General features: G+C 32.6%; 28 protein-coding genes. 19 read left to right on the forward strand and 9 right to left on the reverse strand.

Annotation, left to right across the window (positions count from 1 at the left end):
• Positions 1 to 47: 47 nt before the first annotated feature.
• The 11 genes from U5A88_RS13025 to U5A88_RS13075 all read left to right on the forward strand — a co-directional run bounded on the left by U5A88_RS13025 (position 48) and on the right by U5A88_RS13075 (position 8,477).
• Positions 48 to 488: a hypothetical protein gene (locus U5A88_RS13025; protein ID WP_354207119.1), complete on the forward strand. Its 441-nt coding sequence runs from the start codon at positions 48 to 50 to the stop codon at positions 486 to 488.
• Positions 489 to 696: 208 nt separating this feature from the next.
• Positions 697 to 1,347: a hypothetical protein gene (locus U5A88_RS13030; RefSeq protein ID WP_354207121.1), complete on the forward strand. Its 651-nt coding sequence runs from the start codon at positions 697 to 699 to the stop codon at positions 1,345 to 1,347.
• 57 nt (positions 1,348 to 1,404) lie between these two features.
• A complete protein-coding gene (locus tag U5A88_RS13035) occupies positions 1,405 to 1,782 on the forward strand; it encodes a hypothetical protein (protein ID WP_354207122.1) in 378 nt (125 codons plus the stop codon).
• Between the two features lie 80 nt (positions 1,783 to 1,862).
• Positions 1,863 to 2,246, forward strand: coding sequence for a hypothetical protein (locus tag U5A88_RS13040; protein WP_354207124.1), 384 nt, complete (start codon positions 1,863 to 1,865; stop codon positions 2,244 to 2,246).
• Positions 2,247 to 2,368: 122 nt separating this feature from the next.
• Positions 2,369 to 2,812 (forward strand): hypothetical protein, encoded by a 444-nt coding sequence (locus U5A88_RS13045; RefSeq protein WP_354207126.1) that lies wholly within the window; start codon positions 2,369 to 2,371, stop codon positions 2,810 to 2,812.
• 202 nt (positions 2,813 to 3,014) lie between these two features.
• Positions 3,015 to 3,680 (forward strand): hypothetical protein, encoded by a 666-nt coding sequence (locus U5A88_RS13050; RefSeq protein WP_354207128.1) that lies wholly within the window; start codon positions 3,015 to 3,017, stop codon positions 3,678 to 3,680.
• 213 nt (positions 3,681 to 3,893) lie between these two features.
• A complete protein-coding gene (locus tag U5A88_RS13055; RefSeq protein ID WP_354207129.1) occupies positions 3,894 to 4,568 on the forward strand; it encodes an SIMPL domain-containing protein in 675 nt (224 codons plus the stop codon).
• Positions 4,569 to 4,919 carry a hypothetical protein gene (locus U5A88_RS13060; RefSeq protein ID WP_354207131.1) on the forward strand — a complete coding sequence of 117 codons (351 nt, stop codon included), beginning with the start codon at positions 4,569 to 4,571 and terminating at the stop codon, positions 4,917 to 4,919.
• Between the two features lie 60 nt (positions 4,920 to 4,979).
• Positions 4,980 to 6,476, forward strand: a complete 1,497-nt coding sequence (locus tag U5A88_RS13065; RefSeq protein ID WP_354208188.1) for a YfcC family protein — start codon at positions 4,980 to 4,982, stop codon at positions 6,474 to 6,476.
• A 148-nt stretch (positions 6,477 to 6,624) separates the two neighbouring features.
• The gene (locus tag U5A88_RS13070) at positions 6,625 to 7,914 is read left to right on the forward strand and encodes a serine hydrolase domain-containing protein (protein WP_354207132.1); all 1,290 of its coding nucleotides are present in this window, start codon (positions 6,625 to 6,627) and stop codon (positions 7,912 to 7,914) included.
• A gap of 20 nt (positions 7,915 to 7,934) precedes the next feature.
• Positions 7,935 to 8,477: a DUF4287 domain-containing protein gene (locus U5A88_RS13075; RefSeq protein ID WP_354207134.1), complete on the forward strand. Its 543-nt coding sequence runs from the start codon at positions 7,935 to 7,937 to the stop codon at positions 8,475 to 8,477.
• A 535-nt stretch (positions 8,478 to 9,012) separates the two neighbouring features.
• Here the strand turns inward: U5A88_RS13075 and U5A88_RS13080 are convergent.
• Together U5A88_RS13080 and brnQ are read right to left on the reverse strand one after the other, a co-directional pair.
• Positions 9,013 to 9,468, reverse strand: coding sequence for a nuclear transport factor 2 family protein (locus U5A88_RS13080; RefSeq protein WP_354207135.1), 456 nt, complete (start codon positions 9,466 to 9,468; stop codon positions 9,013 to 9,015).
• A gap of 54 nt (positions 9,469 to 9,522) precedes the next feature.
• The gene (gene brnQ, locus U5A88_RS13085) at positions 9,523 to 10,815 is read right to left on the reverse strand and encodes a branched-chain amino acid transport system II carrier protein (protein ID WP_354207137.1); all 1,293 of its coding nucleotides are present in this window, start codon (positions 10,813 to 10,815) and stop codon (positions 9,523 to 9,525) included.
• A 51-nt stretch (positions 10,816 to 10,866) separates the two neighbouring features.
• Between brnQ and U5A88_RS13090 the strand changes: the two genes are divergently transcribed.
• Together U5A88_RS13090 and U5A88_RS13095 are read left to right on the forward strand one after the other, a co-directional pair.
• Positions 10,867 to 11,655 carry an alpha/beta fold hydrolase gene (locus U5A88_RS13090; RefSeq protein ID WP_354207138.1) on the forward strand — a complete coding sequence of 263 codons (789 nt, stop codon included), beginning with the start codon at positions 10,867 to 10,869 and terminating at the stop codon, positions 11,653 to 11,655.
• A gap of 114 nt (positions 11,656 to 11,769) precedes the next feature.
• Positions 11,770 to 12,879, forward strand: a complete 1,110-nt coding sequence (locus U5A88_RS13095) for a TlpA disulfide reductase family protein (RefSeq protein ID WP_354207140.1) — start codon at positions 11,770 to 11,772, stop codon at positions 12,877 to 12,879.
• Between the two features lie 48 nt (positions 12,880 to 12,927).
• On the opposite strand, the gene thiL is transcribed toward U5A88_RS13095, so the two are convergent.
• Together thiL and U5A88_RS13105 are read right to left on the reverse strand one after the other, a co-directional pair.
• The gene (thiL, locus tag U5A88_RS13100) at positions 12,928 to 13,971 is read right to left on the reverse strand and encodes a thiamine-phosphate kinase (protein WP_354207142.1); all 1,044 of its coding nucleotides are present in this window, start codon (positions 13,969 to 13,971) and stop codon (positions 12,928 to 12,930) included.
• 91 nt (positions 13,972 to 14,062) lie between these two features.
• On the reverse strand, positions 14,063 to 15,655 hold the full coding sequence (locus U5A88_RS13105; RefSeq protein ID WP_354207143.1) for a S41 family peptidase: 1,593 nt from the start codon (positions 15,653 to 15,655) through the stop codon (positions 14,063 to 14,065).
• 297 nt (positions 15,656 to 15,952) lie between these two features.
• Between U5A88_RS13105 and U5A88_RS13110 the strand changes: the two genes are divergently transcribed.
• From U5A88_RS13110 to U5A88_RS13120, 3 genes are all read left to right on the forward strand, one after another.
• Complete coding sequence (locus U5A88_RS13110; protein WP_354207144.1) at positions 15,953 to 17,212, forward strand: choice-of-anchor B family protein; 1,260 nt, start codon at positions 15,953 to 15,955, stop codon at positions 17,210 to 17,212.
• A gap of 93 nt (positions 17,213 to 17,305) precedes the next feature.
• Entirely contained in the window at positions 17,306 to 18,568 is a 1,263-nt protein-coding gene (locus tag U5A88_RS13115) for a hypothetical protein (RefSeq protein WP_354207146.1), read from the forward strand.
• Between the two features lie 22 nt (positions 18,569 to 18,590).
• Complete coding sequence (locus U5A88_RS13120; RefSeq protein WP_354207148.1) at positions 18,591 to 19,481, forward strand: metallophosphoesterase; 891 nt, start codon at positions 18,591 to 18,593, stop codon at positions 19,479 to 19,481.
• A 4-nt stretch (positions 19,482 to 19,485) separates the two neighbouring features.
• Here the strand turns inward: U5A88_RS13120 and U5A88_RS13125 are convergent, their stop codons facing one another.
• Entirely contained in the window at positions 19,486 to 20,256 is a 771-nt protein-coding gene (locus U5A88_RS13125; RefSeq protein ID WP_354207150.1) for a molecular chaperone DjiA, read from the reverse strand.
• A 95-nt stretch (positions 20,257 to 20,351) separates the two neighbouring features.
• On the opposite strand from U5A88_RS13125, the gene U5A88_RS13130 reads away from it, so the two are divergent.
• The 3 genes from U5A88_RS13130 to U5A88_RS13140 are packed head-to-tail and all read left to right on the forward strand — an operon-like array spanning position 20,352 to position 22,551.
• Positions 20,352 to 20,762 carry a BrxA/BrxB family bacilliredoxin gene (locus U5A88_RS13130; RefSeq protein WP_354207152.1) on the forward strand — a complete coding sequence of 137 codons (411 nt, stop codon included), beginning with the start codon at positions 20,352 to 20,354 and terminating at the stop codon, positions 20,760 to 20,762.
• Between the two features lie 54 nt (positions 20,763 to 20,816).
• On the forward strand, positions 20,817 to 21,581 hold the full coding sequence (locus U5A88_RS13135) for a lysophospholipid acyltransferase family protein (protein WP_354207154.1): 765 nt from the start codon (positions 20,817 to 20,819) through the stop codon (positions 21,579 to 21,581).
• The gene (locus tag U5A88_RS13140) at positions 21,565 to 22,551 is read left to right on the forward strand and encodes an acyl-ACP desaturase (protein ID WP_354207156.1); all 987 of its coding nucleotides are present in this window, start codon (positions 21,565 to 21,567) and stop codon (positions 22,549 to 22,551) included. Before U5A88_RS13135 ends, U5A88_RS13140 begins: the two co-directional genes overlap by 17 nt.
• Positions 22,552 to 22,570: 19 nt before the next feature.
• On the opposite strand, the gene U5A88_RS13145 is transcribed toward U5A88_RS13140, so the two are convergent.
• Genes U5A88_RS13145 through U5A88_RS13160 form a run of 4 tightly spaced genes read right to left on the reverse strand, consistent with a single transcriptional unit; the run spans position 22,571 to position 24,711 of the window.
• Positions 22,571 to 23,419: a DUF5777 family beta-barrel protein gene (locus U5A88_RS13145; RefSeq protein ID WP_354207158.1), complete on the reverse strand. Its 849-nt coding sequence runs from the start codon at positions 23,417 to 23,419 to the stop codon at positions 22,571 to 22,573.
• A gap of 17 nt (positions 23,420 to 23,436) precedes the next feature.
• Positions 23,437 to 23,826, reverse strand: a complete 390-nt coding sequence (locus tag U5A88_RS13150; protein WP_354207160.1) for an OB-fold protein — start codon at positions 23,824 to 23,826, stop codon at positions 23,437 to 23,439.
• Positions 23,823 to 24,389, reverse strand: a complete 567-nt coding sequence (locus U5A88_RS13155; protein WP_354207162.1) for a YceI family protein — start codon at positions 24,387 to 24,389, stop codon at positions 23,823 to 23,825. The genes U5A88_RS13150 and U5A88_RS13155 overlap by 4 nt, the downstream gene beginning before the upstream one ends.
• On the reverse strand, positions 24,370 to 24,711 hold the full coding sequence (locus U5A88_RS13160; protein ID WP_354207164.1) for a hypothetical protein: 342 nt from the start codon (positions 24,709 to 24,711) through the stop codon (positions 24,370 to 24,372). The genes U5A88_RS13155 and U5A88_RS13160 overlap by 20 nt, the downstream gene beginning before the upstream one ends.
• Positions 24,712 to 24,836: the final 125 nt, after the last annotated feature.

Raw genomic sequence — 24,836 nt, forward strand, 5'->3', positions numbered from 1 at the left:
TAAAAATAAAATACAATAAAAAAACAAGTTTATTAATTGCATTTTTAATGATCGTAAGTTTATCGTTAAACGCACAAGAAGAAACTACTTCTAAACCAAAGTTTGAAATTAAGGTAATTACTAGTGTAGAGTCGATAGTGCCAAGCGGTTTAGGTAGATCAAGAATTATATCCTCAAATGTTGACCGTGATTATAAAGATTTTACTTCTGAACAAACTGAAGATGATAACAGCAGTAACAAATCTAAAAGAAAAGACATTCGCGTAAAGGATTTTGATGAAACCAAACTTTTAAATTTTTACAATATTGCTGGTATTCGTTTTCAAAATATCGCCGCTAATGATGCTGTAATCTCTTCAAAATTGACAGATATGTTGACCAAAGGTTGGGACTTAATGTTTGTAACCTCTGCTGTTGAAAGTGATGCTGGAGATAAAGACGGACAAGGTATTTTTATTACGCGTTATATTTTTAGACGAGCGTTGTAAGGAGTTTGTTATTGTAATTCAGAACGCTGTGCAACAGAGTGAAGAATCTAAAAAACGTTTACTTATCGCAGAATAACAAAGCATTTAATTCACTCAAAAAAGTAAACCCTTGAACTTTAAATTATTAACCTAATATTTAATTCCCTTCAATGCAATAAAACCAGGGCGTTAAACGTTATTTGATTATAATCGCTAAACACAATTTTTATTGCCAAACTTTACTTTAAAAATAGTTGCTTTTTATATTAAAATTCTGGTGCTTACTTTTTACCTACTTTCAGCACCCAGTATCAGTTATGCCCAATCGCTAAAAGACACACTAAAAATTAAGGAATTTAAAAACCCTAGCATCGAAGATTACGAGCAAATGGTTTTTGAATCTACCCAGTATCTTTTAAGCAACCCTGTTGATGAAAATTCAGCAGAATTTGTAAGTGCTTCTAAGGTTGTTTGTTTTTGGATGCATCAAGAAACCGGCTATGGAATACCCTTAGGCGGTAATTTTTACTATAAACTTAGAAATGATGATAACCAACAGTATTTTTATGCGGTTAGCATGGTAAATTATCTGTTAGACCAAAAAATAAACCATAAACGTATTTTAAATTGTTTACCCATAATCGGACAAAATTATAGTGATCAAGAAGATGTAAAAGAAGTACGGTTTAAGGCTGCGGAAATATTTTTGGCCTTTGCTAAAAAACGTAAAAACAATATAAAATTGACCGTTAGGGCAAGAAAATACTTAAAGCACTATCGAAAAGGAACACTTAACGAAAAATTTTTAGAAGACCTTGAAGAGCCTCCAAAACTAAAAGAAATTAACTCTCCGTTTATAACGTATGTTATGCCTAATTAAAATATAGTTAGATTATGGTATACTATTTGTATATTACACCATAAAATAATTATTGTGATGAACAAACTTATACTACTTTTCGTAATTACCCTATTTTCAAGCAATCTTGTAACTGCACAAGAAACCAAAAAAAGCATAAAAGATTATGTTAATACAGAAATTAGCATCGAAAACAATTGGGCTGGCGAAAGCCTAACACTTGTTAAGGAAAAAGATACTTATTTTGTAATCCGAAAAATAAAGGGTTCAGGTGTTGAAGTGGTTAAAACGCTAAAGTACGCCGTAGATTTTAAAAGCGATTACCGTGTAGAATTCTCAGAAGTAGTTGAACCTAAAGATACCAAGACCGATAACGAAAAATTTAGCATAATGGTTGAAGGAAATGAAATTTCCGTAACCTTAAATGGACTTAGCGTGGTTACTAAAGTAAAATAAATAACTACGGATCAAGTATCTTCTTATTGTTAAATTTATTTATACTACGTTGTGATGACAACTAGACTAAAATATTTTAAATGAAACTATTTTCAACTTTAAGTCTTTTAATTGTGTTTTGTAGTGCATTTGGACAAAGTTCTGACTGTGCTAAATTCAGAATAGGAAAATACAAGATGGAAGACCCTAAAACAGGCATCAATTTTATAACCAGAAACGATTCGATTCAGATAGAATACGTACCTAAACTTGAGGTAAAAGTAAAATTAAATGTAATTTGGACTGATGACTGCACAATGGAGCTATCATTAAAAGAAATTTTAGAAAATCCAAAAAAATTATCTATCTCTGACTTTGTTTTAATTTCAGAAATAATAGAATCAAAAGATAGTTCATATATAATGAGATCAACCGTAGGTAATTCGGAAATTGTATTGACTAGAGAGTTTTTTAAAGTTGAATAAAGTTAGGTCGCTAAGCAAATTGCCCATTTTCTCTCTTCTTAACGAAGCTTTAAAAATTAGATTTGTTTTAGTTGCTATTTGGATGTCAATAAAACCATACAGATTTTCGCTAAATATCTAAAATGAGTAAAGTAAGAAACTTTCTAGCCAAATTAGATGATTATGAATTAGCATATTTTGCAAAATTTAAGCTAAACACTTATTTAGAAGAAACGCAATCGGAAATACAGCAATATCTAACCGAACGTAATTTACATAAATCAAAAATTGACCGACTAATTTCTGAAAATCCCAAATCAAAACTGAAAGACAAAAAACAAAGGTGTTCTAGGTGCTATTCGGACAAAATACGAAAAGATAAAGTGCAATGGACTGAAACAGCCGATGGATTTAGCTTAAAAGATGAGATTGCCGTAGCAGATGGTTTTAATGGAAAAGCGACTTATAAGAACGAGGTTATTTGTAATGTGTGTGGCTTTTGGCTTGAAGACCCTAACCATGAGAAAAAAAAGCCATTTTGGCATAACATAGCAGACTTTTTTGTTGAATTATTTATCCGTAGCTAAGAAACACCACAGCATTAATTTATTTTGCTTCTAAATAAATTAAACTTTATATTTGTACGTGGTCGCTAAGTGAATTGCCCATTTTCTCCCTTCAACCCGAAATTTTAATATTTCGATTTGTTTTAGTTGGCAACTAATTAATATTTAAATCAATTAATCGCGATGTGGTTTGCTTTTGTTAAAAATAAATAACTCGAAAAAAATGAAAATCATAACTTTAATATTATCCTTATTTCTTTTTTTAAATAACTATGGGCAACAAAAATCAAAAGTTAACCAAATAGAGCTAATAAGTGATATTCAAATATGGGATAAAGATAATGACAAAATGAAATTGTCTTTTTGGATTCCCTCAAGTTATTGGAGAATTTCATTAGAAGGCAACTCAGATATTTCTGAAGAAATAATTGAAAAGATAGAATCTACATTTGATGATTACATGGTGTTATGTTTGGCTGACATAGAGGTGAATGGCGATAATTTGACATACACTTCTAAGTCAGATTTAGAAAAAACGGCTACAATTATTGATAAAAACAAAAAGTCCTATACACCTCTTTCTGATGAAGTTATACCACATGAAACTAATGAAATTTTAAAAAGTATAAAACCTATGTTTGCCCAAATGTTTGGTCAATTGGGTAAGGGAATGCATTTTTTCCTATTTAAGGTTAAGTATGAAAACAATGAAAATATAATAAATGAATTTAAAGAAGGTGAATTTATTGTAAAGCACTCTGGCAAAGAATTTAAATGGACTTTACCACTTCCAGCATTATTACCAAATAAATATTGCCCAATTGACAATGAAGAAATGAAAGGGAATTGGGTTTTTTGTCCTTTTCATGGTGAAAAACTAAACAATTAGTAAAAAATATCTGAGGTCATAAAGCTTATATGGAATTTTGATTGTTTCTAAAAGAATTAACAAGTTCTCGCAAAGCAAATTACCCTTTAGGGCAAGGAAATAAACCGTTAATTATCAAACAATTTAATTTACTAAAACATAAACTCAAATAATTCCTATCTTGCATTCTTAACCCTTCATTTTTACAAGCTATGCGTCTAAAAAATTAAAAATATGAAAATCCTACTATCTATTTTACTGTTAACTTCTTCACTTTGTATTAGCCAAACGGGTTTTATAGAAATTGAAGTTAGAGATACTATTCAATTAAAACCTATTAAATTTGAGTATAATGTTCAGATAAGCGATTCCAAATTTTTAAGATTTAATGAAAAAGGCGGGGTTAGTAAAGACTCTTCTAAAGTACTATTGAAAGAAAAGTACAAAGAACTAGGTACGTTTTTAAAAAATAAGAAATATGAAATCCGCCCTTCAACCAATGCGAATTATCAAATACATGATTACATTGGGTTTTGGAAATATGGTTATGTTATTACATTAGAACAAGCCTCAGATTTACAAAAATTAACTTCGGAATTAAAGGAACTAGACTACATAACCGGTTCATTAGGACAAATGGAATATGCAAATGAAGAAAAAGCCGAAGAAAGGTTGTTTAAAAAATTGTTGGATAAAGCTAGAAAAAAAGCCAGTACAATTGCCAAATTATCGGATTTAAAATTGGGCAAAATAATAGAGTTCCATGAGGTTAGAGAGGTTGACAATATGGCTTATAATATGTTAGATATGTATGCGGTTGCACAACGTAATAAAAAGTGGCAATCAGGCAATAATGAATTATACGGTCAAAAATCTAAGGCTATTGTGGTAAAATTTTTGGCGGAATAAATGAAAAACAGGCCAATTTTAATTTCTGCGATAATTTTAGTCATAATTATCGAAGTTGTTTTGATGATTTTGGTGTATCATAAAATTGGTGATGAAAGACTTCCAGGGCAAGTTGTGCGTTTGCTATTTCAGCTCATTCTTATAGCATTTATTTTGATTAGAAAATCTAACATTGCACTTCTTATTTTATCAGGATACTATATAATTACAGGCATTTATGCACTTTATATGTTAAGCAATCCGAATTCAATTGAACTAGCATATGGTCTTTACATTATTGGTATAGGAATACTAATCTATTTTCATGATTGGATTGAAAGTAAATTGGGAATGAATAAGGTTTCAAAATAATCAACTAAACTAAATATTCTTATCTTGCATACATAACCTTTCATTTTGTTAGCAATGCGTATTAAAAAATTAAAATTCCCCACGGCACAAACTATTTTAATAATCATTGCAGGTTTGGTTGCCCTACTCACTTGGGTGGTACCTGCTGGTAAATATGACAGTTTAACCTATAATAGTACTGATAAAACCTTTACCAAAACAAGTTTAGAAACTACTACGGCGTTACCCGCCACACAGCATACCTTAGACAGTTTACAAATTAAAATACCCTTAGAAAAATTTACCAGTGGTGCTATTTATAAACCCATTGGCATCCCCAATACCTACCAACAATTAGAAGCCAGACCACAAGGTTTTGCCGCTTTTGTGCAATCGCCCATTAAGGGTATCATTGCTGCAGCTGATATCATTTTTCTGGTCTTAATTATTGGCGGTCTTATCGGTATTATGAATCTTACTGGAGCTTTTGACGCTGGTATTGCTTGGCTGGCAAAAACCTTAAAAGGAAAAGAATTTATTCTCATTATTCTGGTTACTTGCCTAGTGGCCGCAGGTGGTACCACTTTTGGTTTGGCAGAAGAAACCATTGCCTTTTTTCCTATTTTAATTCCCGTTTTTATTGCCGCAAAATATGATGCCATGGTAGGTTTGGCGTGTATTTTTCTAGGTTCTTCTATTGGCACCATGTGCTCAACGGTAAATCCGTTTTCAACCATTATTGCCTCAGACGCGGCAGGCATCAATTGGACAACTGGACTCAACGGCAGGTTTATGATGCTTTGCATTGCACTTATCATCAGTATTTGGTATATCCTCAGATATGCCAAACGTGTAAAAAACGACCCTACTAAATCCATTATTTATGACCAAAAAGAACAAATAGAAGCCTTATTTCATTTAAATACTTCAACTAAAAGCCTAAAATTAACTGGCAGATTACGTTTAATTCTATTGGTATTTACCTTAAGTTTTGTAATCATGATTATAGGGGTTTCTAAATTAGATTGGTGGTTTGTAGAAATGACGGCTACCTTTTTAGTAGGTGCCATTATCATCGGGTTTTTAGGTAAAATAAAGGAATACAATTTTGTAGAAGCTTTTTCAAAAGGAGCTGGAGATTTGTTAGGTGTAGCTTTTATTATTGGTATTGCCAGAGGCGTTTCCGTACTTATGGATGATGGCTTAATTAGTGATACCATGCTCTATCATGCCAGTACCGTAACCGAAGGCATGAATAAAGGTGTTTTTGTAAATGCTATGCTATCTATTTATGGAGGCTTGTCCTTTTTTATTCCCTCATCTTCTGGTATGGCGGTTTTAACCATGCCCGTAATGTCTCCATTAGCAGATACAGTCGGTATAGGGAGGGAAATTATTGTAAATACATACCAGTACGGAATGGGTCTCTTTTATTTTGTAAACCCTACAGGGCTTATTTTGGCTTCTTTAGCCATTGTAAAAATTGGTTATGACAAGTGGTTAAAATTTGTAATGCCATTATTTATTACGTTGATTTTAGTAACCATGGTAGTGCTGACTATTTCTGTATATTTATAATTTTAGCTATCATTTTAAGTAGTATTTTTTTGGCTCCTTCCCTTAGACAAGGGAAGGTGGATTTTATCCTTTTTAGGGATAAAAGACGGAAGGGTCTGAACTTGAATAATAATTTATTGTAACTTAGAAGTCCCTTAACCGAACAACCATGAAAAAATCAATTTTTACTTTTCTGTTCGCATTTTGTACACTGGTAACTTATTGCCAAACCGCTTCAATTCAAAAATCACCCCCACTTTCTGAGGCTGCACCGAGTAGCGTTGGCATGTCATCAGAACGATTGGCACGTATAGATGCCATGTGCAAAGCAGCAATTGAAGATAAACAAGTTCCTGGCATGGTAGCTTTAGTAGCCAGAAATGGAAAAATAGTGTATCATAAAGCTTTCGGAATGGCAGATAATACCACCAGTAACCCATTAAAAAAAGATGCTATTTTTAGAATTGCCTCTCAAACTAAAGCCATAACGGCAACCGCAGTAATGATGCTTTGGGAAGAAGGGAAATTTCAATTAGATGATCCTATTTCAAAATACATCCCTGAATTTAAGGACGCACAAGTGCTTGACACTTTGTACAAAAACGGTACTTATGATACTAAGCCAGCTAGTAAACCCATAACCATAAGGCATTTACTATCTCATACTTCTGGTATTGGCTATGGTGTTATTGATGGTGATGAACGAATTAAAAAAATCTATAAAAAAGCAGGTATAACCGATTTATTTACCACAGAAAATATAAGTATTGAAGAAAGTGTTAAAAAATTGGCAAAGTTGCCCTTACATCATAATCCTGGTGAAAGATTTACTTATAGCGAAGGCTTAGATGTGTTAGGGTATTTTATAGAAATTGTTTCTGGAATGCCCTTTGACAAATTTTTAAAAACCAGAATATTTGACCCGTTAGGCATGGAAGATACATGGTTTTATTTACCCAACTCTGAACACCATAGATTGGTTACTATTCAAAAAATGGAAAATGACAAATGGATACCTTTTCCTGTAACATTTTATGATCCTGATTATCCTAAAAAAGGAGCAAAACGCTTTTTTTCTGGAGGTGCAGGATTGTCTAGCACAGCAAAAGATTATGCTGCTTTTTTACAAATGTATTTGAACAATGGTGAGCTAAATGGAAAACGCTTGCTAAGTAGAACTACCATACAGTCTATAATGGGCAATCAAATTGGAAAGCATTGGGGAGATTCTGGTGCTTATTACGGATTGGCTTTTGGAGTTTTAGATGAAAAAGGACAAGACATGGGTGGCAGAGGTAGTAAAGGAACTTTTGAATGGGGAGGCTACTTTAATACACAATACTTTGCTGACCCTAAAGAAAACATTATTGGAATATTGATGAAGCAAACGCAACAAACCACCAACGATCAGACAGGCTGGAAATTCAAAATATTAGTGGGTCAAGCCATTGATGATTAAACGTAATAAAACTGAAAACTATGGACAAAGCATTACAAACTATGATTGATAATATGCCTGAAAAAACAGGCAAGTCATTAGAACAATGGAAAAAGATTTTACAAACAAAAGACTTTGCCAAACATGGTGAAGCCGTTAAGTATCTTAAAAGCGAACATCAAGTTACACACGGCTTTGCGAATACCATTGTTACGCTTTCAAAAGATAACAATGACTCTGCCGATGACTTAGTTACCAATCAATATAAAGGTAAAGAAAGTTTATTTCCTATATATGAAAAACTGATTGCTACGGTTAGTGCATTTGGCAATGACGTTACCATAACTCCAAAAAAAGGAAGTGTGAGTATTATTAGAAAAAGACAATTTGCATTGATAAAACCAGCCACCAAAACTCGTATTGATTTAGGGTTAAAACTAAAAGATAAACCTATTACGGATAGGCTTGGTAATTCTGGTCCTTTTGGTACCATGTGTACACATCGCGTACAAATCCATTCAACTGCTGAAGTTGATGAGCAATTGATTAATTGGTTAACGGAAGCCTATCAAAAATCAGTATAACTATTGCTTAAAGGACTCGTTTAGAGCTATTTTAATGTCTTTTTATTTGTTTTTTAGTGGTTAAGTTTATACATTAGCAACGTATTTAATCGCTAAACATGATCTCCCCAGTCTCCCCTTATTGTTTATTCGAAGTTTTCTGTATTGAATCGTTAATGGATTTTCCGTTAGCATATAATTTCGTGCAACAATTTCTTGAAGATACTGACAATCCTCATACTAATCAACCTAATTAAAAATAAACATGCCACATCGCAATTCACACCGGAAAAAGAAGTTCATGGAGCATTACAGTAAGTTAAGTGAACACGACTACAAATTAGAACTACTCTATTCTCAGCAAATGACACGTAATAAGCTCGAAAAAATAAGAGCCAATTTGAAAATTATTATTTGGACAATGGCCTGTTTTATTCTGGTAGCAATAATTTGTACCTTTTTTGTAGTTTATAACACTAAATTCTAGAGTTTTACGACAGGAGTAACATTTTGCAATTCCTAAATTTTTGAATACACCTTAGCTTAGACCAGTGTTTTATTCATTCAAGGAAAATTTAGGTTTTGATTGCCATACTATGTTAATGCTTTTCCAACCCTCTTCTGTATTTACCATATTTAAATAATCAATACCCCATACAGCAGTAACTTTTACTACAGCAATTTTATCAGAAATTTCAAGAATTTTAACTTCCCTAGGACTATCAGGTTTAATTCGGTCACCCTTCGCATTCCATCGTTTAGCTAAACTAATTAACCTATCAAAAGACATTTCTGAAGCATCAGAGTATCCACTTTTTTTATCATCATACCACCAGCCTACTTTTCTTAAATCCTTATGTACGCTTTTATAAGCCAGTGTGGTATCTACTTTATAAAAAGTATCTATATAGTTATAAGCGGCTTGGGTTACATCTTTTACTGCCTGTTCTTTTTCTTGAGCGGTTACTTGTAGTGTAAAAAGTAAGGCAATGAGTATAGTTAGTGGTTTCATTATAAAAGGTTAAAGGTTTTATTCAAAAATAAGGAATATGAAAATGTAATAGTGTTAAGAAAGTCTTAAACTAAAAACGTTTACAAGTATAAAAGTTAAGAAAGCGGGCAATACCCAACCCAAACTATATTGAGCTAAAGGAATAATACTTTGTACTCCCTGCAAATTTTCAGCAGGAATAATAAACTTTAAAAAATCAGGAATACTAAACAGAAAAGTAACCAACACTACCATTCTAAAAACCGTTTTTGAAGCATATTTATCTGACACTACGTTTAATAAAATAAGTACAATTGTTATAGGGTAAATAAACATTAAAACAGGCAAAGCAATCATAATAATGGAATGAAAGTCTAATTGCCCAACCAAAATTCCAAAAGCACAACCCAACACAGCTGTAATTAGATATGCTATTTGCGAGTTTTTAAACAAGCCCTTAAAGTAATCTGCTGTACCTGTAACAATACCCACCGCCGTAGTAAAACAAGCCAACGCAATTAAAACACTTAAAAATGTTTTACCAATGCTTCCTAAAGTTCGTAGGCTAATTCCCATTAACAGATTGGCCCTCTGCATATCATTACTTAAAGCGTCATCAATAAAAATTTCTGAGCCATAAAATGCTCCTAACGAAATCAATCCGGCATAAATAATGAACAACCCTGAACCAGCTATAAATCCAGCTTTTTTTATGATCTCTTTTTTAATCTCAAAGGACTCGTTTTTATTATGAATATTTAATGATACAATTATTACTGCTCCAACCACAACAGCACCAATGGCATCAAAAGTTTGGTATCCTTCCAATAAACCATCTACAATGGGTGTACTAAAATTAGATGGATTCATTAACATTTCGCTAGAGAAAATACCTATTCCAATTACTAAAAAGAGAATTAAAACAATTAATGGCGTTAAAAATTTACCAATAAGGCTCAATATCCTAGAGCGGTTTAAGACAAATACCAAAACTAACCCAAAATAGATACTACTTGTTAATAATGGGTTGGTTTCAAAAATGGGGTAAATAGCAATTTCATGTGTTGCTGCAGCTGTTCTAGGTGATGGTATTGTAATCGAAATAATATAGACAATGACACAATAAATTATGCTGAAAACTGGCGATACTTTTTTACCAAAATCAAACATAGTACCTTGTAATTTAGCATGAGCCAAAATACCAAGTATGGGGATTACCACAGCGGTTATCATAAATCCAAGAGAAACCCAGAACCAATCTGAACCAGCTTTATAACCTAATAAAGGAGGTAGTAATAAATTTCCAGCACCAAAAAACAATGAAAATAAGGCGAATCCAGTAATTAGTATTTTTTTAGTTTTAGTCACTAAGAATTTATTTAATAAGAATAAGTAGCCCAATATAGTTATTTTTGTGTGATGGATAATTTTTTTACCTACAAAAACACCACAATTAGATACCGTATTTCTGGTAAAGGAGCCGCAGTAGTTTTACTCCATGGCTTTCTTGAAGATTTAACCATGTGGGATACTATTACAACAGTACTTTCAAAAAGAAACCGTATTGTTGCAATTGATCTATTGGGACACGGAAAGTCGGAAAATTTAGGTTATATCCATACGATGGAGGAACAAGCAGAAATGGTAAAAGCGTTGCTAAAGCATTTAAAGCTGAGAAAATATACCTTTATTGGGCATAGTATGGGCGGTTATATTAGCCTCGCTTTCTCGAAAATCTATCCAGATTCGATTAAAGGAATCTGTTTGATGAATTCTACTGCTGAAGCAGATACCAAAGAAAAAAAGACAAATAGGGATAGGGCAATTAACGCTGTAAAACACAACCACAAAATTTTTGTAAAAATGTCTATTCCAAATTTATTCTCCGAAGAAAATAGAATTATTTTTAAAGATGAAATAGAAAAATTAATAAACAGTGCTTTGCAATTATCCGTTCAAAGTATTGTAGCTTCGTTAGAAGGAATGAAAATCCGTAAAAACAGCACTAAGTTATTTAGTGAAGCTTCGTTTAAGAAAATGCTTATTATAGGTGAAAAAGACCCCGTTTTAGATGCTAAATCTTTAAGAAACCAAGTAAAGAATAGTAATATTAAAGTAGTTGAATTCCCTGACGGACATATGAGCCATATAGAAAATGAGAACGAATTGATTGAAACGTTGAAAGGTTTTATAAATTCTTGTAATTAAATAATTTGAAAATCGACAAATAGATACCTTTTTTGATTATCTCCTAAGAAAAAGGTTTAAAGTTAAGGTTGTCCCCTTGAGGGGACTTTAGGGGTGTTTTCACAAATTAAACTTATGAATAAAATTCTTTTTTTACTGGTACCAATTCTTTTTTCTGCTTGTTCAGAAAAAGAAAAACCCGTTTTCACAATACAAGGTCAGATTGAAAATGCTACAAGTGATTATATTATTCTAAATCAAGAAAGTGATATTGAACGAAAAATAGCAACTACAATAGACACTATTTATTTAGATAACAACGGAAGTTTTAAAGCTGAATTTAATAATGAGCCTCACTATTATACTTTAGTAATAAATGATAGTAAAACTATACCATTGATTATAGACAAAGGTCAAGAAATTATCATAAATAGTGATGGTTCCGAAACAAAAATTACGGGTTCTAAAGACACTGATTTATTTATGGAGTACGAGAGTTTAAGAAAAGAATCTTTAGACCGTTTAGTAGAATCCATAAGAAAGCAAATTTCAAGTGAAAGCAAAACCGAAAGTCCAAATCCAAAGACTATTGACTCTTTAGGAAAATTAGAATTAAAAAATTACGACCTACATTTAGAGGAATTGAATACTTTTATTAAAGAAAAAATGGGAACAAGTATTGCTTTGTACCCAACTTCTTTGCGATGGAAAGGAAAAGAGAATATTGATTTTTTTGACAACTTAGTTACAAATTTTGAAAAAGCACATCCTAACCTTAAAGTTACAAGCAGATTAAGAGAAAAAGTTACCCGTTTGCAACAAACTGAAATTGGTGGCATTGTCTCCGATATTGTTTTAAATACCTCTGAAGGCAAATCGGTCAGTTTATTTTCAATACATAAAAAATACACTTTGATTGATTTTTGGGCTAGCTGGTGTGGTCCATGCCGAAGAGAAAGTAGTTTGCTCGCCAATTTATACGATACCTACAAAGATTCAGGGTTTCAAATTTATGGGGTATCGTTAGATACCAACAAAGAGCAATGGATCAAGGCTATTGAAAAAGATAAGCGTATTTGGCCCAATGTTTCTTCATTGGACGGATTTGCTTCAAAGGCCGCTTACGATTTTACAATTACCGCATTGCCCGATAACTATTTAATAGATGGCGACGGAAAAATTATAGCCAAAAATTTACATGGGGAAAAATTGGAATTACTAATAGATGAACTTATGAAAGAGTAATTATATATTTAACCCCGAAAGGGTTTCGAACCCTTTCGGGGTTAGAGATTACTTCATTGCATTCCACCCCTGAGCGGTCAGTTCCACTTTTTGATCGCCCCTGGTTATCAAGTGCATACCTTCGTTTTTTTCGGTTATGTGGCCGATAACCGTCAAATTGGGATTCCCTTTTATCTTATCAAAATCGTCTAAGCTAACAGTAAACAACAATTCATAATCCTCTCCTCCACTTAACGCAACTGTTGTGCTATCCAAATTAAATTCTTCACAGGTAGAAATTACTTGTGGGTCTAACGGAATTTTATCCTCAAACAAATTGCATCCCGCATCACTTTGACTACAAATGTGAATGATTTCAGATGACAACCCATCGCTAATATCAATCATAGCCGTTGGTTTTACATCTAATTCTTTTAATAAATTCGGAATGTCTTTTCTAGCTTCTGGCTTTAATTGCCGTTCAACTAAATAGGTATAATTATCCAATTCAGGTTGTGCATTCGGATTTGCTTGAAAAACTTGCTTTTCACGCTCCAACACTTGTAGGCCTAAATAAGCAGCTCCTAAATCTCCAGTAACTACTATTAAATCGTTAGGTTTTGCTCCATTTCTATATACAATATCTTCTTTAGAAGCTTTGCCCAATGCAGTTACACTAATCAATAATCCTTTGGTAGAAGAACTTGTATCTCCACCGATCAAATCAACATTATAAATTTTACAGGCTAAATGAATTCCCGCATACAGTTCTTCAATGGCCTCTAAAGGAAAACGGTTGGAAACTGCCAACGAAACGGTTATCTGAGTTGCGGTACCGTTCATTGCAAACACATCCGATAAATTAACCATTACAGCCTTGTAACCCAAGTGTTTTAAAGGCATATACGATAAGTCAAAATGCACACCTTCTACCAATAAATCAGTAGTTACCAAAACTTGTTTGTCTTTAAACTCTAGTACGGCGGCATCATCACCGACACCTTTTATGGATGACTTATGTGTCAATTTAACCTGATTAGTTAAATGTTTTATCAAACCAAACTCGCCTAGTTCAGCTAATGAAGTTCTTTGTTCGTTTTTATCTTCTAGCATTATTATTTGTTAACCTGTCATTCCGAGGCACGATGAATCTCATTAATTTGAATACTTTTTTAAGATTCCTTCTTTTCCAGAATGGCAATTCTTATTTATCGTTCTTTTTATTTTCTATATCCTCTAGCACCCATTCCAGTTCTGGGTCAATATTATGTAATCTATCTTCAATAGTAGGAATAATCTGTACATCGGGCTTTATTCCATAACCATCAGGATTGGTAGAATATGGTGCTTCAATTTGAGCTAAACCGATATTCATTTTTACTTTTGAGTTTGGCAATTCAATGTATTTAAATAATCCTGCAACTGTTCCGTTATAAGCACCGCCTGTTTCTTCTCCAACAAAAGTAGCTCTTTTATTAGCATGTAAATTTGTAGATAATATAGATGAAGCGGAAAACGAGGCTCCATTAATCAATACATAAATTTCTCCTTTAAAATTTAACGGATTTGGTTTTTTAAGTTTAGAACTAGAAAACGAATAATATTTTTTTCCATCCTTTTTCCCAGATTTAAACAAATTATGTATAGCCATAAAAGGTGATAGCAACGTTGCTCCTATTTTTATGAATGTAGGATTGTTTTTAGACAGCATAGAGGTTAAAAAAGGTTGGCGTGTTAGTACTTCTGCTTTTTCAATTAACTGGTAGTTTTTATTAGTTAGATATGAGTATAGTTTATCAATTTCATCAAGTCTACCACCTGTATTGTCCCTTAAATCTAATATTAGATATTCCGTTTTAGCGGAATCCATAACAACAAAACTTTTTTGATAAAACTTCTTATAGTTACCATTTCCAAAACCTCTTATTTTCATAATAGCTACACTGCTATCTTTACCTATAAAATTAAAGTTTCTGGTATATCTATCTCTAGCTTTTTCATATCCATAAATGTAATCTTTTTCCCTTTTCTGTTTCTCTTTGAGCTTTTGCTCTTTCTTTTCTGACTCAGTAAGTTTTTTTGGTTTTTTATGTAGGGAATCTATTTTAATTTTTCCTGGAACCGAGTCTTTTGGAATTCTTCTTAAGACTTTCGTAAATAATGAATCTCCTTTTTTTAAAGTCAGCGACAAACTATCCACAAACCCTTTATCTCTATAATAAAAACCTGAAAACCGAGAAGCTACAATTCTATTTTGAAAGGTTGAATTGTATCCATCAGAAGAGAATAACTTTTTATACTTATTGAATAATTTATCAACATTTTCACCATCAATTTTGAGGGTTTTACTGCCTACTAAGATGGAATCAGCACCTCTAGTATTTACAATCCATAAATTATCATTTAAAAATTCAAAATCTAATTCATAAAACTCAAACTTTTTTTTATTGAGTAATTTTCTTTCTTTATTATTGAAACGTTTAAGAGGAGGGTTAACCGAAATGTGACCTTGTCTTACCTCAGCAATAACTGGTGCCAGTTTTTCATAAAATTGTTGACTGGATAAAGGTTTAACAATAGTTTTTTTTAAACTATCGAATTTAGATTCTAATTTAGGTTTTGATATGTATTGATATAACCTTGGGTGCAGCTTTTTCAGCCTTTTATAAGCAACATCAACATCCTTTTTTAAACTGCGTACGGAATGATTTACTGCAATCTGTTCATTGTACGTTTTTACACTTGTACAAGAAAACAATAATAAGCATATACCAAAAAAGTATACTATCTTTTGCATCTAATTCTATTTAATTGGTAAAAATAAGTTGATTTTTTTTAACTAGAAAAAACACGCCGACTTAATAACGAATCCAACAGAATAATCTAATAATTGAGATTCCGGCTAATTTTGAATATTTAACTACATTTGTTCTAAACTCAAGCGGTTACAATTATTTATAAAAACATTGCATGGTTTTTGATAACTAAAATTACTTATATCCTATTTATGGTTTCAAAGAAAAAAATAATTACATTTTTAAGTATCACAATAGTTGCATTTTTCACCTTTAGTTGTAGTACATCTAATGAACCCATGGAAGATTTATCAAAAACTGATTCTGACAAGGATGGAATTCTTGATAGTAATGATAATTGTTTAACATCTGCAAATTCAAATCAAAATGACATAGATGGAGATGGAATAGGAGATGCTTGTGATACCGCTTTTACTTTTAAAACAACTCCTTGTACTGGAGGAATGGCTGATATCTACCCATGTAATAATTATGACTTGCTTCAGCATATTCCATTGAGTTATTTACATGCAGAATCTGCTAATGATTCTTGGGGTTGGAAAGATCCTGAAACTGATAAAGAATATGCAATTATAGGACTTGATAATGGTACCGCATTTATTGATATAACTAATGCCAATGAAGCAATCTACTTGGGTAAATTACCAACTGCAACTCAAAACAGCTCTTGGCGAGATATAAAAGTCTATAATAATCATGCTTTTATTGTTAGTGAAGCTCAAGGCCATGGCATGCAAGTTTTCGATTTATCAAAATTGAGAAACGTTGACAGTCCTCCTAAAACTTTTGCAGCAGATAACCATTATACTGGTTTTGGTAATGCACACAATATGGTAATTAATGAAGCTACTGGTTATGCATATCCCGTAGGTACTAGCAGAACTGGACCCTATTTAGGTGGTCCATTGTTTATAAATATTCAAAATCCTACCTCTCCAATTGATGAAGGTGGTTACGCAATGGATAATTACAGTCATGACGCCCAGGTGGTAACCTATAAAGGAACTGATACAGAGCATATAGGTAAAGAAATTTTAGTCGGTAGCAATGAAAATGAAGTGGTTATAGTAGATATAACAGACAAATCAAATCCAAAAAATATTTCAAAAATTTCTTATGCCAATGTTGGCTATACGCACCAAGGTTGGTTTACTGAAAATCATCAGTATTTTATCTTGGGTGATGAATTGGATGAACGAAATTTTGGGTTTAATTCAAGAACCTTAGTATTTGATTTTACCGACTTAGATAACCCTAAATTAAAAACTACATACACCGGGCCAACCCCTGCAATAGACCATAACGGTTATACAAAAAATAATGTTTTCTATTTAGCCAACTATACCGCAGGAGTTCGATTTATTGATATTTCTGACATCGAAAATAGCACACTTAACGAAGTGGGATATTTTGACACCTATCCTGCAAATGACAACGCCGCCTTTAGCGGAGCATGGAATGTATTTCCGTATTTAGAAAGTGGTAAAATTATAGTTAGTGATATCGAAAGTGGGTTATTTATCATCAAAAAAAAGTAAACCATTTTAATGTTAGCATTCAAAAAATATCGAATTATATTCTCTTCTATTTTCCTAAGTTTTATTTGGCTCAGCTGCACAACAAATTCTGAATTGCCTATATCATCATTATCCGGAAAAATTGAATGGCAAAAAACCTTTGGTGGCTCAGGTGATGATGTTGCTAGAGGTGTCATTGAAACCAACGATGGCGGATATGCTGTTATCGGCTATACCAATAGCATTAATGGAGACATTGTCGATAAAACCAACGAAGAAAATGATTTTTGGGTATTAAAATTGGACAAAAATGGTACTATTGAATGGAATAGAACTTATGGTGGCAGCGGTGACGACAAAGGTAGAGCAATTATTCAAACTTTAGATGGTGGATATGCCATTACTGGGCCAAGTAAAAGTGCAGACGGTGATGGTTCTAATAACCAAGGGCAACACGATCATTGGTTGGTAAAGTTAGACGCAAGTGGATCCATCCAGTGGGAAAAATCTTACGGTTTTGCTGGCCATGACCATAGCCATTCTTTATTTCAAACCGAAGATGGTGGCTATTTTATTGGTGGATATTTGGATGTTGACGGCTCTAATGGTTTGGGCAACGAAACTGTAAATACAAAACATGGAGTTGGAGAATTTTGGGCTCAAAAATTAGATGATAAAGGCAATTTAGAATGGCGTAGGTATTTTGGTGGATCTAACAATGATCGTATTTATAAAGTTTTACAAGCTCATGACGGAAATTTTCTTTTAGTTGGTTCAACCGAAAGTGATGATTTTGATATTAGTAACAGTAATGGTAGTTACGATTTTTGGGTTATCAAAATTAATACTAAAGGCGAAATGCTTTGGCAAAAAACATATGGAGGTTCAGGTATAGATGATGCTTACGGGGCTATTGCTACCGTTGATGGTAATTACATTATCGTTGGTTCCGCAATTTCTGATGATGGTAATATTTCGTCAAGTAAAGGGAATTCAGATTTTTGGGTGATTAAAATAAATGAAAGCGGAGATCTGCTTTGGGAAAAATCATACGGAGGATCTTCATTTGATGCCCCTTTTGATATTGCAAAAGCTCATACTATTTTCAGCTCATATCTTATTGCCGGAAATTCTAAAAGCAGTGATGGAGATGTTATCAAAAATAATGGTGAAAATGACTTCTGGATTATAAAAATTGATGAAGTGGGCAATTTACTTTTTGAAAAATCTTTAGGTGGCTCTGGTTTAGATTTTGCCTATGGTATCATTGCAACTTTGGATCAAAAAATAGTTGTTGTTGGTGAAACTGAAAGTACTGACAAAGATATCTCTTCAAACAAAGGAAAAAAGGATGTTTGGATAGTTAAAATAAAGTAATTTCGCATATATTTATGGTTGTATGATGCACTCTATTCTTGATAACGCTTTTAAAAATGCGAAGCCTTTAACTATAAACAAAGATTCTAAAATTATACTTTTTAGTGATGTGCATAAAGGCGATAATAGCTATGCAGATGATTTTTTGCATAATATGGTCATTTACCAACATGCCATACAAGAGTATTATCAAAAAAACTTCACCTATATTGAATTGGGCGACGGCATAGAGCTTTGGGAAAATTACTCCTTTGAACCCATTTACAAAGCCCATAAAAGTACTTTTGAGTTGCTAAAATTGTTTTATGACGATAATCGTTTGTATTTACTTTGGGGCAACCACGATATGATATTTGGCGACCCATTAACGGTAGAAAAAATGTTATACGAAGTTTTTCCACCCAAAAATATTGAAGAAAAAGAGCGTCTTTTTAATTTAGAATATCATGAAAGTATGTTGTTACAGATTGAAAATACAGATAAAAAAATATTTTTGATTCATGGGCATCAGGCAGACTGGTTCAACTATAGGTTTTGGAAAGTCAGCCGGTTTTTTGTACGCTATTTATGGATGCCTTTACAAAAATGGTTTACAATAAAAGATCCAACCAGTCCCGCAAAAAATAATATTACACTCAACAGAATTGAGAAAAAACTAAAAGATTGGATGTTAAAAAACAATAATCAAATGGTTATTGCCGGGCATACGCACAGACCCCGTTTTCCTGATCCAGGGCTATTGCCTTATTTTAATGACGGTAGTTGTGTACATCCAAATTCCATTATTGGTTTAGAAATTGAAAATCTAGAAATAGTTATGGTAAAATGGCATTTTGAACAAGATGAGAATGGAGAAAATACCATTGTAAAAACAATTTTGGCTGGACCACAACCTTTGAGTTTATACTTATAAAAAATTACATTCCTCGTTCCGCCTGTATTTGCTCATAAGCTTTTTGTATTTGCCTAAATTTTTCTTCAGCACCTTTCTGATGTTCTTCACCTAAATGTCTTAATTTATCAGGATGATGCTTTTTTACCATTTTTCGATAGGCTTTTTTAACCTCATCATTAGTAGCTGATTTTGTTATTTCCAAAATTTTATAAGCGGTACTACTGCTATATGAAGCTCCGGACGATGAAGAAGAAGCACCATAAAACATTGCCCTTATTGATTCAAAATCACGATTACTGATATATAAATAGACCGAGATTCGTTTTATAGCATCGCTTTCTGTCTGACTAACCGCACCGTCTGATTTTGCAATTCCGAACAGAAAATGTAACAATTGTAATCGAGAGGCATGTGTCATGTGTTGCCTTATCTGAATACAGACCTGTCGCGTAGGTATCGTTCCTTTTTTTCGTATTTCGTTAAACAGTTTAAATGCGTTATTAGCTCTTTGTTTTCCGTACATTCTAATAAAATTATCACGTACATAATCCAATTCTTTTTTACTAGACCTACCATCGGCTTTAATTACCACGGCAGCCAAAACCAATAAACTGATTTCAAAATCGCCCGCTTCTGTTCGCGAAGATTGTCTTGGATTTTGCCCCATGGTATTAATGTCCACATCAGTAAATCCATCAACTAAACTACCCACAATAAAACCTAAAATCCCACCAATAGGTCCGCCCAAAGACCATCCAAGTGTTGCACCAATCCATTTTGAAAAACTCGCCATAAAAATAATTTGTTATAAAATTCAAAGATACATTTATCTTAGAACTATTCTTAATAATCATTATCTTTGCAATTCAAATTTTAAAAGAAAAGATTATGTATCCAGAAGAAATAGTAAAACCAATGCGTCAACAATTAGTAGATGCAGGTTTTCAAGAATTAAAATCAGCAGACCAAGTTGACACTATATTAAATGAAAAAGGGACAACTTTAGTAATGGTAAATTCTGTTTGTGGTTGTGCTGCAGGTACCGCAAGACCAGGAACAATTTTATCCATACAAGGAGATAAGAAGCCAGACCATTTAACTACGGTATTTGCCGGAAATGATGTTGAAGCTGTTAATAAAGCAAGAGAACACATGGTTCCTTTCCCTCCATCTTCTCCAGCTGTTGCATTATTTAAGGATGGTGAATTGGTGCACATGTTAGAGCGTCATCACATTGAAGGCAGATCAGCCGAAATGATTGCTGAAAACTTAGCAGGAGCTTATCAGGAGTTTTGTTAAACTTTTTAAGACCAACCCTCTTCCCTTAAAGAAGAGGGATTTTTATTTACAAAAATGCAAAAACTTCTAGCCTATCCATTATCTGTTTTATATTACCTCTGTTTTGGATTAACACTGGTTCTATTCCATCCTATTTTATGGATTAGCAATAACGTATTTGGTTACACCGGTTTAAAGAAAAGTGTTGATGTTTTTCAATTTTTTTTATTACGATGTCTTAATATTTTAGGTACACGTTTTACTTTTACTAATCCGCATAATATAGAAAATAATCAGCCTTTAATAATAGTTTCAAATCATCAGAGCATGTACGATATTTCACCAATAATATGGTACATGCGTAAGCATCATCCTAAATTTATTAGTAAAGTTGAATTGGGCAAGGGCATACCGAGCGTATCTTATAATTTACGACATGGAGGTTCAGCTTTGATTGATAGAAAAGATCCAAGACAAGCCATTACGGCAATAAAGGAATTTGCATCATCTGTAAAAAATAATAATTGGGCCGCAGTCATTTTTCCAGAAGGCACAAGAAGTAAAAATGGTGTGCCAAAAGACTTTCAAAAAAGAGGACTACTAACTCTGTTTAAAGAAATACCTAACGCTACCGTTGTACCAATTTCTATCAATAATTCTTGGAAAACAGTACGTTATGGAAAATTTCCTATGGGCATTGGCACGCATATGACTTTTACTGTACATAAACCAGTAAAAATTGCTACCTTTACGGATAGTGAAGCCTTATTAAATCAAATTGAAACCACCATTAAGAATGGTGTTCATCTCAAAAAAACAGTTAATGTCATTAAAAAATAAAAGATTAGAAGTAATGCAGTTTTTGGAAAAAGACGTTGATGCTCTTATTCAAAAATATTTAATTCCTATAGATACTATTTGGCAACCTTCTGATTTTTTACCAGATTCTGAAAGTGATACTTTTTTTGATGAAGTTACAGAAATTCGTGAATTGGCTAAAGAATTACCTTATGATTTCTGGGTAGTTTTGGTCGGTGACATGATTACAGAAGAGGCTTTACCAACTTACGAATCTTGGCTAATGGATGTTGAAGGTGTAGATCAAGTTGAAACAAATCCTTGGGGAAAATGGGTACGTCAATGGACTGGAGAAGAAAACCGTCATGGAGATGTTTTAAACAAATACCTTTACCTGTCAGGAAGGGTAAATATGAGAGAAATTGAAATAACCACACAACATTTAATTACTGATGGTTTTGACATTGGCACCGATAGAGATCCTTATAAAAACTTTGTATATACCAGTTTTCAAGAATTGGCAACTTATGTGTCTCACAATCGTGTGGCAAAAATCGCTAAAAAGAAAGGCAACAAGCAATTGGCAAAAATGTGCCGTATTATTTCAGGCGATGAAATGCGTCATCACAATGCGTATGCGGATTTTGTGGAGCGAATTTTTAAAGTTGACCCTAGTCAAATGATGATGGCCTTTGAATATATGATGAAGCGAAAAATTGTTATGCCTGCTCAATTTTTAAGAGAATCCGGAGAAAAAATAAGTACAGCTTTTGAAGAATTTTCTAATACTGCACAACGTATTGGTGTCTATACATCATTAGATTATGTTGATATTTTGGATAAACTGATAAAGCGATGGGAAATAGAAAAAATTACTAACCTTTCTGATGAAGCTGAAAAAGCACGGGATTATTTAGTCCGTCTTCCTGCAAGAATGTTGCGTTTGGCTGAGCGTATAAAAATTCCTGAAAACTCATTTCAGTTTAAATGGGTAGAGCCAGCAATTAAGTAGTTGAAACAGGTTTTTTAGATTAAAATACTCTTGAAAGGTTAAACCCAAAAAAGACATCTCCCTCACCCCAATCGCCTATACCCTCTCCTAAAAACCCATTGGCATTCATAGGTTGTGCGTTCGTAAAATGTAATTGGAACACATGTCCTCCAGTTTCCAAATCAAAACCTATAGATAAGGGATTCTTAAAAGGAGCGTTTTCTATCCTGTTTAAATGGAGTCCGTAATCTATATTAACAGACCATCTTTTGGTTAATTTATGTCTTCCGCCTAGACCCAAAACATATTGTGAATTACTTTGCCCGTCAATTTTTACTAAATTTTCGTAAAAAAAAGTTGGCATTAGCTGCAAAGAAAAATTATTGTTAAGTTTTCTTGAAATTAATACTTGAGAGACATAAGCTAATCGGTGCTTAAATTCTAATCTCGGGAAAACATCCTTACTTAAACTAGTATTTACAGTCATACTATTATAACCAACAATGGTAAAGGGAAATCCATTATTTTTTTGCCTGACCAGCCTGTATTTTAACGACCCTTCATAAGTTCTTTGATATGAACTTCTAGAGATTCCAATATTAACCGCATCACTTATTCCGTAGATAAAGTTTAATCGCGTTACCGCTTGGTCTAATCCAAAAAAGTCTTCAATCCCGGTTTTTACCGAACCAAATCGGTGCGAAACCACCAAATATAATTGTTTGTCATACGCCAATTTTGTCGATTCAAAATTAACAATCTTTAATCCTTTAAACGCTGCGTTTTCAAACTGGTTGTCTGTAGCAAGAGTATCAATCTCATCGAGTAAATCTTCTTGAGAAAAGGATAATACAGGTAATAAAAATATAAATAGTAGTAGTTTTTGCATTATATAAAGTTTAGTTTCTATTTATCTATAATAGTAGCTTGATCAATTTTTAGCACTTCTAATAAATCATCATAACCAACGTATCTCCCTTTTACAGTTTGAGTGCTCTTTAATATAATTTGAGCATTTAGAGTATCTTTAAACAACACATATACCTTATCATCTAATACTAAACTGGTTTCATCTATTTCGGTTATTTTACCTTCTATTTCAACTACTTTGTCTAAATGTTTTGTGTTAAATCTATCTGTATTTTTAACAAAATTAGAATGAAAATTCAAAGCCTTATCAGAAAACAAAGCCTCTTCTTCCGCTATATTTCTATGTTCTTTATAAATATAATTATAGGTAAGAATTCCTGCCACAATAATTAAAATTGAAATGAAAACTACTATTTTATGTTTCATTTCTTTTTCAATTGAAAATCAAAACTAACATTAACTTCCTTGGTAATTTTATTACGGACAATACTAGGTATATCAATTTCAAAATCTTGTGGTGTAACTACAAAACTACCTGTTAATGAAATAACATTATCATTCATAGAAATTGAAGTTGTTGAATTTACCTCTTTCACTTTACCGTGAAATTCTAAACTCCCTTTTAGATTAAAATCTTTTCTAACTTCAGATAATTCTTCTAAATTAAAATTAATTATATCACCAGAAAATTTAGCCTTTGGATACGTATCTGAATCAACATAATTTTCATTGAAATGCTCTTCCATTAAGGCATTTTTAAATCGAAACTCTTTAACAAGAGCTACCGAAGCAATTTTACCAGTTTCCGTATCTAAAATTACTGTGGTAGATTTATTAACCGCCTTAACTTCTTCAAATGCTTTTTCAGAAGCCTCAAAAGTAATTTGCCCTTTTTTATCAATGTATTTATCCTGTGCAAACAAGATATTTGTTGAGAAAAAAGTACAGAAAATTACCAATACTAATATTCTATTTTTCCAATAATCCATCTTTAATCCACTGATCTATAACATTTATAGTTGCTTGAGGTAATTTCCCTGATTTTGGCATCCTACCAGCCGACATAGCCGCAAGTACCGAATTTGCTCTACCCTTTACCTCATCATAAGTAGTTAATGAAAATGGGGCTCCATTAGAAGTTGGATTTCCATGACAACCTGTACAACTAGAACTCATTATGGGTTTTACATTCGCATTATATGTAATTTTTTTATCCCCTGGATCAATAATATCATCTTCACTACTGCTGGAGCAACTATAAATAAATAGTGAAACTACAATAAGCATTAACATTTTAAAAAAGGTTTTCATAATTTCTAGAGTTTAAATTAATATTATTTACTATTTTTAGATTGCAATAAAAATTAACAATCATTAAACATTCTATTCGTTTAGATAAATTTTCCTCCAAAAGGTTACAAAATTTTTGCCTTTTT

The organism is Aureibaculum sp. 2308TA14-22, from assembly GCF_040538665.1.
Lineage (GTDB): Bacteria > Bacteroidota > Bacteroidia > Flavobacteriales > Flavobacteriaceae > Aureibaculum.

Coding starts and splice junctions, on each gene's coding strand:
- U5A88_RS13025 (WP_354207119.1), top strand. CDS start 48: ATGATCGTAAGTTTATCGTTAAACGCACAAGAAGAAACTACTTCTAAA.
- U5A88_RS13035 (WP_354207122.1), top strand. CDS start 1,405: ATGAACAAACTTATACTACTTTTCGTAATTACCCTATTTTCAAGCAAT.
- U5A88_RS13040 (WP_354207124.1), top strand. CDS start 1,863: ATGAAACTATTTTCAACTTTAAGTCTTTTAATTGTGTTTTGTAGTGCA.
- U5A88_RS13045 (WP_354207126.1), top strand. CDS start 2,369: ATGAGTAAAGTAAGAAACTTTCTAGCCAAATTAGATGATTATGAATTA.
- U5A88_RS13050 (WP_354207128.1), top strand. CDS start 3,015: ATGAAAATCATAACTTTAATATTATCCTTATTTCTTTTTTTAAATAAC.
- U5A88_RS13055 (WP_354207129.1), top strand. CDS start 3,894: ATGAAAATCCTACTATCTATTTTACTGTTAACTTCTTCACTTTGTATT.
- U5A88_RS13060 (WP_354207131.1), top strand. CDS start 4,569: ATGAAAAACAGGCCAATTTTAATTTCTGCGATAATTTTAGTCATAATT.
- U5A88_RS13070 (WP_354207132.1), top strand. CDS start 6,625: ATGAAAAAATCAATTTTTACTTTTCTGTTCGCATTTTGTACACTGGTA.
- U5A88_RS13075 (WP_354207134.1), top strand. CDS start 7,935: ATGGACAAAGCATTACAAACTATGATTGATAATATGCCTGAAAAAACA.
- U5A88_RS13080 (WP_354207135.1), bottom strand. CDS start 9,468: ATGAAACCACTAACTATACTCATTGCCTTACTTTTTACACTACAAGTA.
- U5A88_RS13090 (WP_354207138.1), top strand. CDS start 10,867: ATGGATAATTTTTTTACCTACAAAAACACCACAATTAGATACCGTATT.
- U5A88_RS13095 (WP_354207140.1), top strand. CDS start 11,770: ATGAATAAAATTCTTTTTTTACTGGTACCAATTCTTTTTTCTGCTTGT.
- thiL (WP_354207142.1), bottom strand. CDS start 13,971: ATGCTAGAAGATAAAAACGAACAAAGAACTTCATTAGCTGAACTAGGC.
- U5A88_RS13105 (WP_354207143.1), bottom strand. CDS start 15,655: ATGCAAAAGATAGTATACTTTTTTGGTATATGCTTATTATTGTTTTCT.
- U5A88_RS13110 (WP_354207144.1), top strand. CDS start 15,953: ATGGAAGATTTATCAAAAACTGATTCTGACAAGGATGGAATTCTTGAT.
- U5A88_RS13120 (WP_354207148.1), top strand. CDS start 18,591: ATGATGCACTCTATTCTTGATAACGCTTTTAAAAATGCGAAGCCTTTA.
- U5A88_RS13125 (WP_354207150.1), bottom strand. CDS start 20,256: ATGGCGAGTTTTTCAAAATGGATTGGTGCAACACTTGGATGGTCTTTG.
- U5A88_RS13130 (WP_354207152.1), top strand. CDS start 20,352: ATGTATCCAGAAGAAATAGTAAAACCAATGCGTCAACAATTAGTAGAT.
- U5A88_RS13135 (WP_354207154.1), top strand. CDS start 20,817: ATGCAAAAACTTCTAGCCTATCCATTATCTGTTTTATATTACCTCTGT.
- U5A88_RS13140 (WP_354207156.1), top strand. CDS start 21,565: ATGTCATTAAAAAATAAAAGATTAGAAGTAATGCAGTTTTTGGAAAAA.
- U5A88_RS13145 (WP_354207158.1), bottom strand. CDS start 23,419: ATGCAAAAACTACTACTATTTATATTTTTATTACCTGTATTATCCTTT.
- U5A88_RS13150 (WP_354207160.1), bottom strand. CDS start 23,826: ATGAAACATAAAATAGTAGTTTTCATTTCAATTTTAATTATTGTGGCA.
- U5A88_RS13155 (WP_354207162.1), bottom strand. CDS start 24,389: ATGGATTATTGGAAAAATAGAATATTAGTATTGGTAATTTTCTGTACT.
- U5A88_RS13160 (WP_354207164.1), bottom strand. CDS start 24,711: ATGAAAACCTTTTTTAAAATGTTAATGCTTATTGTAGTTTCACTATTT.